Here is a 13,900-nt window from a genome sequence, read left to right on the forward strand (position 1 = left end):
GCCGCTGTTGTTGTTAAACTAACGTTTCCCGTTAGTCTAACATTACATATTTAACTATTTATAAAGTTTTTTAAATCATTTTCTATAAAGTGATTTGGTTTCCATCCTTTTATTAGCTTATCTACTAAAAATGTATCTACCGCACTCAATGAAATTCCTAATAAAGTGCCAGCTCCTGAGCCACCTACTGTATTAAGTAAACCTGCACCTGTAAACAGCCCAACCTGATTGTTTTAGATGGTAATTTCTCAGCCCAAGTATTTGCATTATTAGCATTAAAGTATTCCTGTATTAAATTAGCTTCTGGGGGTAAATCACCAATAAACTCCTTGAATTTTCTACTATTTTCATATATAGATATATACTCTGAAAAAGTCTTTTCCCCGGAATTCAAAACTCCTCTAACATTTCCAGTTTTCAGTACAAAATTATTAAATGTTTCTATACTATTACTTCCACTAACGATTTTGTTATAAAGGGAATCAAATCTGTTCGCAATTAAGATAGAAGATGATGGGCTTAATTGGAAATCCGATGAGTGCTTTGACCATACTTCAAAGCTAGAAAAAGTCGAAAAATAACTTCCTAGAAATGAGAGAGGGTCAATTATCTCTTTACTAATATTATGTTCTAATTCATATCTTTTTAAAAGAGCATCATCTTCATCCATTGAGGTAAACATTATTTCTGTTTTATCATCGTGGTGGAAAGTTCTAGTAACTGGTACAACCCAGAAATAAACTAATTCAATATTTTCTTTGTGTTCTTCTAAAAATGGAATAAATTCAGCGGGATGGACTTGTGAAAACAAACGATTTAACAGATTCTCATTGACGATTATTTTTACCTTATCATAAAAAATTGCTTTCTCTGCTATTGTCCCTAAATCGCAATCACTAGAAACACATATACTTTCAAACATTACAGCAACCTCCATATAATCCACATGGTATAATCTACCATTACTAATCTGCTGCATTAATTCAAGTACATTTATTCACAATCCATATAGTAATTTTAACATAAAGACTCAATAATAAATCACTCCCCCCTTATGAGGGATCAATATTTTTTACAATGCTACAACCATACTAGTTATTGAAATCTCATGGTTAACCTATCTGTCCGTTAGCTTAATGAAGCATCGTCAGTCTCTCTATTTTCTCAGTCTACAACTTTATTTGCTGAGAAAATACTTTATTTTTTAGTCTAGAACGTTATTTTCTCCTGACAATTAAAATATGCTGATGTTATTGAGTATTGTGGTACTACTGATTCTTTGGGGTGGCTAATGAGTACAACAGGTTCAATGCTAAAAGAAGCCAGGAGAATGATGGGCTCGGAGTCTTAAGTAGGATAGGAAAGTAAATAATATGTAATTTCTCCGAATAGGTAGGTTCAATTGCGAACCTACCTTTTTTCATTGAATACAGTTATAGCTATTTCTATAAATAAAAAAATTATTTGTATTATGCGACATAAGGACAATTTATTTTTAAATATATCTTTTAAGAAAATCTAATATAAACGTATTATTTATATCAGATTCATTTAAGTATAAACTGCTACTTATAAGCCTAACTTTATGCAAATGCAATAATTAGAAAGGAGATAGGGCTGAATTGTGAAGAGGTTTTTCGTCTTTTTACAAATGAGATCTACGCTAAATGCTTCTCTTAACTCATTTTAATTTAGTTACCAAAATACCTTCTACAGTTCGGGCGCTTACTCATCTGAAAAATTCATTACACATCAAAACTTAATTAACGCGAAAAACATAACTTATTTGGAGGAATATCATTGAAAATCAAAGTGCTGATTCAATTTCTTATTTATTTATGTCTATATTGTAATGATAGAAGTACACTATGGTTATTAACTATAAGGAGCAAAAAAATAAAACATAAGAATGTGAGAAAGATTAATTTTTTAGTTTTGCTATCTCTCTCATTCATACTACCTTGGTATCTGAAAATCTTATTCATCTTACCTTGCTTAAAAATAACAGTGTATATGCTCTGAATAAAAATGGTTCCCTGTATCTTTGTTACATACAACTTGATTAGGAAGACTTCGTGGAGCCTCTATGAACGATGCATGTCTCAAGATGAATGGTCTCATTCCGTCGATCCGGCTGCTCCAATCGAGCCAACAAGGACTCAACGACGCGTGTACCGAGTCCGTACGGATAAGTATGTACGGTCGTGAGCGGAGGATCGATAATCTTGGCATTAGCAATATCGTCAAAACCTGTTACCTCGATTTGTCCAGGAACATCGATGTGCAACTCCTTTAGCGCACGAATAACCGAAATTCCAATATCATCGTTGGCACAAACAAATGCTGTCGGAAGCTTTGGAAGCTGCTTCAACTGTTCAAGCATCCACTCAACAGATAGATAAGGATTGTTGTCCTCAAGCTTGATGCTGAACGTCTCTCCAGATGAAGCGCGATGCATCCGGAGGGCTTGATCGTAACCAAGCCAACGCTCATAGAAGCTTCGACAGTGATTGTGGTCTCCGATAAATCCAATCTCCGAATGGCCGCGTCCAATGAGAGAACGAGTAAGATTGTATGTCGTGCGGTGATTCTCCATCAAGAGGATGTCGAATTTGTGTGGAGAGTTCAACGACTCTGGCAAAAAATCGATAAATACCGTTGGAATGCCCGTGTTTAGAATAGTTTCAATATAGGCTTCTTGGAAGATCTCAATACAAACAATTCCGTTCACATTTGATTGGTTAATATTGGAGGGAAGTGTGCATGAATGGATATCCTCAGGATTGACAAGAGATAAGATCAGATTAAAGCCTTCAGCGCGCAGGGAGGTTTCCATTCCTTTAATCGTTTCAGAGTAGAAGCTGATGGCGTTAATGTCCCCTCGTGTAAGAAGAGCAATATTGCCTCCATTCATAAAACTGTAGTTTTTGTATTTCATCTCCGCTGCTTTTTGGATTACTCTCTTTTTTGTGCCCTCTGGAATTTGCGGATGGTTGTTGAGGGCTTTGGATATGGTATTTCGAGACAGCCCCATTGCATCCGCGATGTCTTGAACCGTTACTTTCTCAGCCATAATAAGCTCCTTTTTATCCTGCTTCATAAAATCTTAGATGATAAACAAAAATTTATTCAAATGTAAATGTGAATGTGGTTTTTAGCTTGAAAACAATTCTTTGATCTTGCATACTGCTAATAAACATTCCCCTCTTATACTACACTACTCTTTGCCTTTTTTGTAGTAAGAGTTAGATAAAAAAGATTCTATACTATTAGGATAAATCGGTGTTCTTCTAAGAAAAGAAAGAGAGCTAGACCCCTTCTCGTGAGGGTTTGCTATCAAGGAAATATATAAACTTAAACAAGTAACAGAGTGAGTGGGATTTTCATTGCTTTTTATTTTTGAAAGCGCTATACTTTTGGTTATATAAATTAATGTTTATAAATATTGATTATAAATGTAAACTTGATGAACAATTAAATGCACAAGTATAAGTATTTTGAGGGTAAGGATGGAGGTAAACTAAAATGAGCTCTGTATAACCGGCTGTGATTTTATTGAGCTTTTCCGCCGGATAGCCAAATTACAGATTCGCTACACAACTCCTAAGACGGGGTCGAAAATTACAAACACTGAGTATTCTGCGGCGGGTCTTGCCGTTCCCGTTGGCTGGGAAACCGATGTCAATGCAGCAGTTTATAGCGAGATTTAAATGGGGTGCTGCGTAAGGATTCCTACTGCTTGTAATATATCGTAGGTACGGGGGGGCGGTGTTAGTGTTTATTCGGAAGGTGAAATTATACATATACTTGTATATCCGAAGAGTGGACAAATGCTGACCAGACGGCATTCTGAAGATGAATTCGTTAACATAGGGACGCCTTGAAGGCCATTGAAGCCAGATGAGAAAAAGGACCACGAGCTGCCGTTGAACCATATCGCATTAGATATGGAAGCCTTCTATATTGCTGGTCCATAAACCCGTGTCATTTTACTTTTGTCAACTCACAAAATTTTTTGGGCGGCGTTATGCAGCTGCTGCTGATTTTCCCGCTGAACCGGTAGGTTGTGCTCCGGAACCTGAACGGTTATTTCAATTTAAGTGCCATCTTGGAGCATAAGGATGAGTATAGTGTTCCACCGGGCTCGGATATTATTGAAAATTAACAAAAAGGGAAAGAGAGAGGGGAGTCGGAGTTTGAACATTCCCAATAGTCTCGTTCAAATCCTAAAATAGAAATCACAAGTTCAAGCTCTATATATTTTATAACAAATTTAATATGCTATTCCGGCCAGTTACTGTGCTGTAACTGGCCGCCTTCTACTTTTTTGGTAGAAGATGATTATTCCGTAGAGTAGAAATGGAGGGTAATCGATGAAAAAGAAATTCAAAGCTGTGCTGCACATCCTCATGGTGATGGCTATTATTATGACTTCATCTGGAGTTTACGCCGCTAGTCCTGATACCGGCTGGGCTGCACGGGCGGAAGGTAACACAGTAAAATCGGAAAAGGAGGGTCTTTCTATTTTTGAAAACGTTATAAATCTAAATACAAATTTGACAGGATGGCAGGTAAAAGGAAATGGCAAGTGGGGAGATGCCGCAGAAGGGCTCCTGCTGACATCTGATCCGCAGGAGGACGTGATGGCCATCTCAGAAACAATAGCAGATGATTTCCTGTATGAAGCCGATGTTATGATCAAGGATATGCAAGCGGATGCTTCTTTGCTCTTCCGTTCCAATGAAGACGGATTGAATTCGTATATGCTTCAAATTGCACCGCAGTCCGGTATTATCCGTTTAAAAGATGCGGGCAGTGGAGCAGGTAAATTAAATGAAGAGCATCCGGTTTCGCTCAAGAAAGGGGAGATCTATCATCTCAAGGTAAAAGCTGAAGGGGCCTCGCTGAAAGTATATTGGGGAACTCAATATAAGCCTGTGATTGATGTTCAAGACAGTTCATACCGATCTGGCCGCCTTGGACTTCACGTCTGGGATGGGTCAGCCTTGTTCCAAAACATAACCGTTAGCGATCTGAAAGGGAATCTGGGTTTGGTACTTGTGAAAAAAGGACAGTGGCAGCCTGACCTCAGCGGCCAAAAAGGAACGTCTGTGAACCAGAGCAAGGCTCAGCAAATCTATAGCAGGCAAGCTGCTGACTTTGTATATGAAGGAACAATCGTTTTCCGCTCCGATGCTGCTGCCGCTCTAGCTTTCCGGTCCTCTACCGATGGAACACGTGGATATGAAGCTACTCTGGTGAAGGAAGGAGAGCAGGTCCGCGTATCGCTGACGAAAGCGGATGGAACTGCAATTGCAGGCTCAGAGCGACCTTATCCGAGCTTAGCGGGGGCGAAGCATTATATGGAAGTAAAGGCAATGGGTAACCGGATTCAAGTTTTCGTGGACGGTTATACTCCACCAGCAATCGATGTAACGGATCATTCGTATTCAACAGGAAACGCCGGTCTTGTTGTGAAAAAGGGAAGCGCTTACTTTCAGGATGCTTATGTCACGGAGTCTAATAATTATTATACTGAAACCTATCGTCCCCAGTATCATTATACACCGATCCGTGGGTACGCCAGTGACCCGAACGGGTTGGTCTATTTCGAAGGTGAATACCATCTTTTCCATCAGGATGGAGGCACATGGGCCCATGCCGTCAGCAAGGATATGCTGAGCTGGAAACGTCTGCCGATTGCACTTCCGTGGAATGATTACGGGCATATCTGGTCCGGATCTGCTGTGGCGGATGTAACGAATACTTCAGGCTTATTTACGGATTCGGGCGGCAAAGGTCTGATCGCCTATTATACTTCCTATAACCCGGATGGTCCTAATGGCAACCAGCGCATTGGCCTTGCTTACAGCAAGGATCAGGGGCGTACGTGGCATTATGCCAAGAATCGTCCGATCGTGGTTGAGAACCCCGGCAAGAACGGGGAAGAACCGGGGGGGTGGGATTTCCGCGACCCTAAGGTGATTCGCGATGACGAGCATAATCGCTGGGTCATGGTAGTGTCCGGTGGTGATCATATCCGGTTCTTTACATCGGCTAATTTGCTGGACTGGACGTTGACCGACAATTGGGGTTATGGAGATTATGTTCGTGGCGGTGTGTGGGAATGCCCTGACCTGTTCCCACTGGTCGTGCAGGAAACGTCAGAGAAGAAGTGGGTTCTCATGATCAGTACAGGGGCGAATTCGGCAACAGGAGGATCGGATTCTGAATATTTTGTGGGAAGTCTGACTGCAGAGGGGAAATTCGTAAATGACAATCCGGCAGGAAAGGTGCTGAGAACGGATTTTGGCAAGGAGTATTATGCATCCATGTCTTTCTCGGACATGACGGATGGGCGCAGAGTGATGTTGGCGTGGATGTCCAACTGGGATTATCCGTTCGCTTTTCCGACTTCGGGCTGGAAGGGGGGACTGACTGTTCCGAGAGAGGTTGCTCTGGTCATGACCCCAGACGGACTCCGTCTCGCCCAGGGTCCGATCAAGGAGATGGAACATCTGCGCAGCAGGCTGTTCTCTGTAACTGACAAGATGATCAATCCATCTTCTCAAAACCTGCTGAAGGGACTTGTTTCTGGAGCATATGAGATTGAAGCCGAACTGGAGATTCCGGCTGGAAGTAACGTAACAGAGTTTGGTTTTAATCTACGTGAAGGTGTGAATCAGAAGACTGTGGTGGGTTATAAGCCAGGCGAAAGTAAATTGTTCGTGGATCGCTCTGCTTCCGGAGCTACGGATTTCTCCAATCTGTTTACCACAAGACATGAAACGGGGATGAAAGCCGAGAACAAGCGGATCCAGATGCGGATTTTGGTGGATGAATCCTCTGTTGAGGTCTTCGCTAATGGAGGCAAGGTGGTTTTCTCCGAGGTCATATTTCCTGATCCGGCCAGTAGGGAGATGAGCTTCTATAATCAGGGTGGCAATGTGAAGATTGTTTCTCTGTCGGTAAACAAGCTTGGATCAGTGTGGAATTCGGATAACGATTCGCCACTACGGATTGCAATGGACACGGGTGACCGTGAACTAGGGATAGGGCAAAGCGAAACGCTGCGGGCGGCAGTGGAGAATGGGCCTGGCAATGGTGTTCACCCGCTGGAGTGGAAATCCAGTAATGCCAAGGTGGTAGGCATAAAGGGAGCCGGCGCTTCTCAGGCAACTCTTATGGCCAAAAAAGAGGGCGAGTCCGTCATTACTGTATCCACCCCGAATGGAAAGGCATCCGCCAGCCTTCTTGTAAAAGTCTCTGGCGGCGAGTTTCATACCAGTCTCAGCGGCTGGACCCCAGATCCGTCAATGGCTTCATGGGTACTCAGCAAGGATGGAATTCGTGGAAGATACTCAAGCGACGCGAATTATATGGCCCAGGAGCAGGCTGGGGATTTTACTTATGAAGCTGAACTGAAGCTTGGCACGTCCGGCGGGGCTGGTTCACTTCTGTTCCGTGCAAGCGAGGATGGGCACAGCGGCTACTACCTGAATCTAGATCCTAACATGAAGTCTATTCGCCTGTTCTACAAAATAGATGGACGATTCGAGGAACGACAGGTTCTGGCGAAAGTCCCGGCCTTCATCCAGCGAGGCCAAACCTATAAAATAAAGATTCAAGCGGAAGGCCCGCATATCGTGGTACATATGGGAGGACTGAAAATAATGGATCTGAAGGATGGGACCTTTGCCGAAGGTCATTTCGGACTTCATGTCTTTGGCGGCTCTGTCTCTTATCAGAATGTAAATGTGACAGGAGGGAAACCGGCCAAGTTGAGGGTATCAAGCCTCGTGAACGTAGCATTCCAAAAATCCATATATACAGCCCGCCTGGCAAATGGCGAAGCAGTTAGTGTACAGGATGCAAATGAAGCCTCGGATCAAAAATGGGTGTTTGTGCCGACCGGAGATGATGCAGGTTCCTATTCCATCCGAACGACCTCCGGACAGGCGCTGGATCTGGACGCGGAGCACAATAAAATTCAGCTCTATTCTTATTTGGGCTACAATAATCAGCGGTGGATTGTCCACAAAAATAGGGATGGTTCGGTTGTCATTATCTCAGTTTATCATAATAGGGCTTTGACCATATCCGAGGATGGTTCAAAGCTTACGTTAGAGACTCCTCCAACGGATGAAATGCGACGAAATAGGTGGAAAGTAAGCTCTGATTTTTAGTTCTATCCTGTAGAAAAGCCCCTTCGCTTGGCGTAGAGGGGCTTTTGGCAAAAGGCGGATTTGTTATTGTGTTCATGCAGCTTCAGCTTACTTCTGTCAGGTTAGGAAAATCAATTTCTTGCTGGTCAGGAAAGCGTCGAGCTTCTTTCGCTTTTCGTATCGCCAGCGAGTGATAGAGACTGAGTGATAGAGACATATGAACAAGACCCGTTGAGATGTCCATGCTGCAAGCACCAGATGTTGCTTGTGGTGATTTGGCATGCCGATTTGGACGGATTTATTATTATGTGCAACGAGAATATAAAAAATCAAAAGAAATGGTGAATAATAAATGATGATAAACCACGAGGCCAAGGGAACGAATAGGATAAAATGAAATGGATTTGTAGGAGCCAAGGGAAAAGAGCTTTAGGTATGGATAGACTTTGTGTGGAATGTGGGACGGAATCGAATAAACCAAACATAACTTAACGATGGGGGCATTATTAATGAATATGGATGATGAGAAATTACTGTAGTGCTTTCAGAATGAGACTTTTCCCCTTGTAAGAAACAATTTTTAGACAGGGGAATGATGTACTTTGAAAATTTCAGATCGAGTATTAAGGCTTTATCTAAATCACATTTGCTTGGATTTGTGGCGGGGCCTTACGGCGGTAAAAAGCACTATGACTAAGACGAAAGCCTCCAAGTGGGGAGTATTATTCTTCTGATGACAATACCTTTGATTATCAGGGCAAAGCTAACCCTCAGGACCATCCGGCAATTTTAAGTCACTTTATCGATTGGGAGTGGTTTTTCTTAGGTTGTGGGAACGATAGAGTCAATGGTTCTTCGGCCTTTGATGAAAGTGTTGAGTTCATTATTTTAGAGTTATAACAAATGGGTAAAAAGAAGCCCATTATCGTCGATACCTTTATGGAACCAGCATTTTTAAGAGGAATTTCTGCCTACAACCAGGTTTTCTTTGTGTTTGCCGAAGATGGACTAATTCGATCAGAGTATTTAGAACGAGATCACCTGAGAGGCATGGAGGATTTATTTCCTGTTTTATTTATCCACAATGTACAAGAAGTGAAACACTAAATACAGTTGTTAAAGCTTCAAATCACTACCTACAATAAGCACAGCAATGTGAATTAAAATGTTTTATGAAAACATCTGAGTCAAATAAAAATGGAATATTATCGGCAATCGAAAACATTTTGGTCTGTCTTAAATACAAGGAGCTACTACATAGGATAGTAGTAGTTTCCTTTTGATTAAACTCCCTCGATATGATTTAGTTTCCTCACTTCACTTTCCAAGGAATAACTAAAAAGGTGTCCAGCGACCCTAGGATCGTCGGGACACCTTTGCTGTTCTTACAGTTCGATTTTTGTTTCACCCTGTTGCTCTATGAAATGCTTAACTTCTTCCAACGATGGCAAGGCTGCAATCGCTCCAACTTTAGTGCACACGATAGCGCCGACTTGATTGGCAAGTGTTATAAATTCCTGCTGTTGCTCCCAATCGGAGGTAAATGCCTTGGGCTGACTCAGCTGGCTGATTTGATACAGCATAGCTCCGACGAAGGCATCACCGGCACCGGTAGAATCGATCGATTTAACAGTAATACTGCTGATTAGCGAACGGGAGGTACCGCTTGAGATGAGAGTACCTTCTTTCCCCAAGGTAACTGCCACCGTTTTGGCTCCCAACCCATGCAAAAGATCCAATGAAGCATTGCGGTCAGTCAGCCCCGTAATGATATTTAATTCCTCTTCGCTTACCTTTACGAAATCTGCATTGTGTATTCCTCTTCTGGACAATGTTATAAACTCCTCCAGCCTATCTTTCCAGAGGTCCCCCCGGTAATTGGGATCAAAGGAGGTAAATTGCCCATTGGCTTTCGCTTCGTCCAATAAAGACAAATACGCTTCCCGGAAAGGATCGGCGAGCAAGGCCGTTGCCGAGCCAAAATGCAGAATGGCAGCCTGTCGAGTCCATTCTCTATCAATGTCCTGCAGAGACAGCTGACGGTCAGCTCCGCGGTTGAACACGAAATCCCGTTCGCCGTTAGCGGCAAGGGAAACAAAGGCCAGTGTAGTCGGTGTTTCCGGATCAAAAAGAAGCATGGAAGTATCCACATGCTGCTCCTCCAGCGTTTGCTTCAGGTAGATACCGAAGGGATCAGCACCGATTTTCCCCAAGAATGACGCTTTTCCTCCGAGTTTGGCTACGGCTGCGCTTACATTTGCCGGAGCACCGCCAGCCTGCTTGGAGAAATGCTGACCCTTGGCAAGATTAACATCAATATCCGTGCAGAAAAAATCAATGAGCAACTCGCCCACACAAAGAACCGTTCTGTCATTTTTCACTTTGATTCACCTCTTGGTAGATTTAGTTTAGAACAGGGGTCGAGTCCCGGTATACGATATCCGTTGCAACATGAGTCACTCGGTATGGCATGGTATTGTCTTTGATTCTGGACAATAACATTTCGGCTGAAATAATACCCATCTGACTACTGTAAATATGCACGGTTGTAAGATGAGGCTCGACAACCCGGGATTCCGAAGCATCATCGAACCCGCAGACAGCAACATCTTCTGGGACTTTAATCCCTTTGTTTTTTAAAGATTTGATCACGTTGATGGCAATGAAATCATTGGCGCAAATAAAGACGGAGGGACACTCCCTCAGAGCATCCAACTGCTGTTCCATCCAGTTCTCCTCTATAAAGAAGTTGCGGTCAGGCGCTACAATGCTATGGGCAGGATCTACGGCGATTCCTGCTTCTGCTAAGGCCCTATTAAATCCGGTCCAGCGTTCATTGAAGCTTTTGCAGTGATTGTAATCGCCTACAAAACCGAAGCTTTCATAGCCATGATCGATTAATTTCCGGGTAACACAGTATGTGCTGTGTTCATTTTCCATTAATACCAGATCCGCCTTCAATTCTGGATACATCATATCCGCAGCGCAATCAATAAAAATGGTTGGGATGCAAAGATCTGTGATCAGCTTGCTGTATTCCTTGCTGAACATTTCGATGCAGAAAATGCCAGCCACATTCGAAGGTTCAAAATTGCCGGGTAGGGTCATCGAATTGATATCATTCTCACGGACAAAATAAATGGATAAAGTATAGCCCTGTTTGCTGATTTCCTTCTCCAGTCCGCTGATCAACAAAGATCCAAAGTGTGAGCTATTAGGAAGATTACAGGTCAAAAGTGCGATATTGCCTTGTTTTTCAGAAGCTGTTTCCATATAAGAAAATTGTTTGTATTTAAGCTCCATTGCTTTTTTGACCACCTTGTCCCTAGTAACGGTGGGGATACTCTCCACTCCATTAAGCGCCTTGGATGCAGTGTTTCTGGAAATTCCCAAGGCATCAGCGATATCTTGTATCGTAACCTTTGACTTTCTCGTCATATTGTTCACCTTATTCTCCGAATTAAGATTCTTCATATTTCTAAATATATAGTATTTTCATGTTTTTAACAATGTATTTATTCAAATGAACAATAAAGGTTTACGTTTGTTTATTTATATTGTGTATTTTTGATGTATTTTTGCTAAAAACATTATAATTATCTTGAAATACGCTTTTTGAATGAATTTTTCACCCGAATTATATTGACTAATTAAATGTACATCTGATAAATTGTAAGAGTGAAATATGTTCAAATGTAAATTGTAAGCCCATTCATTTTGGGAATGTGTAAAATTCTCGTTCTGTTGGAGGTGTGGATATTACAAGCAAGTATTTGAAAAACATCTTGGTTAATTATGTCAGAGAGATGACATAACATGGCTTATATTTTGTGTCGTATAACAAGCCGTGAACAGTAGGAGGGAAAATATTGGCAAATTCGATCATTCAAAAAAGGGGATTAAAGGCTTCAGAAACAAAAAAAAGAAACCATTGGTTAAGCTATATGCTTCGAAATTATATATTGTATTTGTTTCTGCTTCCGTCCATAATTCTTACCGTCATTTTCAAGTATGTTCCCATGTACGGCTCGATCATTGCGTTTAAAAATTTCAGCCCAAGAAAAGGCATCCTCGGCAGCGAATGGGTTGGATTTGAACATTTTCAGCGGTTTCTTTCATCACCAAATTTTTATGACATATTAATGAATACGCTTAAATTAAGCGCTTACGGTCTTATTCTCGGCTTCCCAGTACCCATCATTCTGGCCTTAATGCTAAATCTGGTCAGAGGAGCGAAGTTCAAGAAGAATATTCAGCTTATTGTATACGCACCTAACTTCATCTCGGTTGTTGTTGTTGCCGGTATGCTGTTTGTTTTTCTATCGCCAGCTGGAATAGTGAACGCTTTGGTAACAACCTTCACCGGCAAGCCGATTGCTTTTATGACTGATCCTGCCTATTTCCGAACGGTATATATTTTGTCTGGTATATGGCAAACAGCGGGCTGGTCCTCTATCATTTATGTGGCCACCTTAGCCAATGTGGACCCGCAGTTGCATGACGCTGCAACAATTGATGGTGCTTCATTGATGAAGAGAATCTTCCACATTGATCTGCCAGCTCTTAAACCCGTCATGGCCGTCCTGTTCATTCTCGCTGCAGGAGGTATTATGTCGATCGGCTATGAAAAGGCTTACCTAATGCAGACGGCTCTGAACACACCTACCTCGGAAATCATCGCGACTTACGTATACAAGGTGGGGTTGCAATCCGGCGATTATGCTTATTCTACGGCAATCGGGTTGTTCAATTCCGTAATTAATGTATTCCTGTTGATTTTCGTAAATACCGTCGTCAAGAAGCTGAACGAAGGAGAAGGGCTGTATTAAAGAAGGAGGTATTTATGGATATTCATTACACCGGGAAGGACCGGATTCTGCTCATCATCAATTATATTCTACTTGGTTTGTTTGTTCTCGCTATTCTGTTACCGCTGGTTTATGTGGTGCTTTCGTCCTTTTTAACTCCAAATACCCTGATTACCAAAGGGTTTGCCATTACATCATCAGACTGGACACTCACGGGATATGCCAAAATCCTAAGCAACAGTGCCATGATCCGCGGTTTTTTTAATGCTATTTTTTATTCAGCAGCCTTTGCGTTCGCAACCGTATTATTTTCCGTCTTCGCGGCTTATCCGCTTGCGGTTGAAGAGTTGGTAGGGAAACGGTCCATTATGATCTTTTTCCTGATAACGATGTTTTTCGGTGGCGGTCTGATTCCTACCTATCTGGTGATTAAGGATTTAGGCATGTTGAATACGGTCTGGGCCATTATTCTGCCCGGCTCGATCAGCGTATTCAATATTATTCTGGCAAAGACTTATTTCCAGGGACTTCCGAAAGAACTGTTCCAGGCGGCGAGTATAGACGGAGCTTCCGAGCTCAGTATTTTCTTTAAAATCGTCCTGCCGCTTTCCAAGCCTATTATTTTTGTTCTAGCTTTATACGCTTTTGTCGGACAGTGGAATTCTTATTTCGACGCCATGATTTATCTGGATGATCCGAAGCTGTTTCCGCTTCAACTAGTACTGCGCTCCATTTTGATACAGAATCAGGTTCAGCCCGGCATGATTGCCGATGCGATGGCACAAGCGGAGCTTAAGAAATTGTCTGAAATGATTAAGTACTCTGCCATTGTCATATCAAGTTTGCCTTTGATTGTCATGTATCCATTCTTCCAGAAGTATTTCGAAAAGGGTGTCATGGTAGGTTCGATCAAATAACAAATCGGGG

At 42.1% G+C, this 13,900-nt stretch carries 8 protein-coding genes; 4 read left to right on the forward strand and 4 right to left on the reverse strand.

Annotated features, from left to right (window positions below):
- Positions 1-184 precede the first annotated feature (184 nt).
- Both MLD56_RS03195 and MLD56_RS03200 read right to left on the reverse strand, forming a co-directional pair.
- The gene (locus MLD56_RS03195) at positions 185-922 is read right to left on the reverse strand and encodes a hypothetical protein (protein WP_029515930.1); all 738 of its coding nucleotides are present in this window, start codon (positions 920-922) and stop codon (positions 185-187) included.
- Between the two features lie 1,140 nt (positions 923-2,062).
- A complete protein-coding gene (locus MLD56_RS03200) occupies positions 2,063-3,073 on the reverse strand; it encodes a LacI family DNA-binding transcriptional regulator (RefSeq protein ID WP_029515929.1) in 1,011 nt (336 codons plus the stop codon).
- 1,300 nt (positions 3,074-4,373) lie between these two features.
- Here MLD56_RS03200 and MLD56_RS03205 point away from each other — a divergent pair.
- Together MLD56_RS03205 and MLD56_RS03210 are read left to right on the forward strand one after the other, a co-directional pair.
- Positions 4,374-8,186: a GH32 C-terminal domain-containing protein gene (locus MLD56_RS03205; RefSeq protein ID WP_029515928.1), complete on the forward strand. Its 3,813-nt coding sequence runs from the start codon at positions 4,374-4,376 to the stop codon at positions 8,184-8,186.
- 882 nt (positions 8,187-9,068) lie between these two features.
- Entirely contained in the window at positions 9,069-9,272 is a 204-nt protein-coding gene (locus MLD56_RS03210; protein ID WP_029515927.1) for a hypothetical protein, read from the forward strand.
- Positions 9,273-9,550: 278 nt separating this feature from the next.
- Here the strand turns inward: MLD56_RS03210 and MLD56_RS03215 are convergent, their stop codons facing one another.
- A complete protein-coding gene (locus tag MLD56_RS03215) occupies positions 9,551-10,546 on the reverse strand; it encodes a carbohydrate kinase family protein (protein ID WP_029515926.1) in 996 nt (331 codons plus the stop codon).
- A 22-nt stretch (positions 10,547-10,568) separates the two neighbouring features.
- Positions 10,569-11,603: a LacI family DNA-binding transcriptional regulator gene (locus tag MLD56_RS03220; RefSeq protein WP_029515925.1), complete on the reverse strand. Its 1,035-nt coding sequence runs from the start codon at positions 11,601-11,603 to the stop codon at positions 10,569-10,571.
- Between the two features lie 506 nt (positions 11,604-12,109).
- On the opposite strand from MLD56_RS03220, the gene MLD56_RS03225 reads away from it, so the two are divergent.
- A complete protein-coding gene (locus MLD56_RS03225; RefSeq protein ID WP_230584986.1) occupies positions 12,110-12,994 on the forward strand; it encodes an ABC transporter permease in 885 nt (294 codons plus the stop codon).
- Between the two features lie 14 nt (positions 12,995-13,008).
- A complete protein-coding gene (locus MLD56_RS03230; RefSeq protein WP_029515923.1) occupies positions 13,009-13,890 on the forward strand; it encodes a carbohydrate ABC transporter permease in 882 nt (293 codons plus the stop codon).
- Positions 13,891-13,900 lie beyond the last annotated feature (10 nt).

The organism is Paenibacillus peoriae, assembly GCF_022531965.1.
Taxonomy (GTDB): Bacteria; Bacillota; Bacilli; order Paenibacillales; family Paenibacillaceae; genus Paenibacillus; species Paenibacillus polymyxa_D.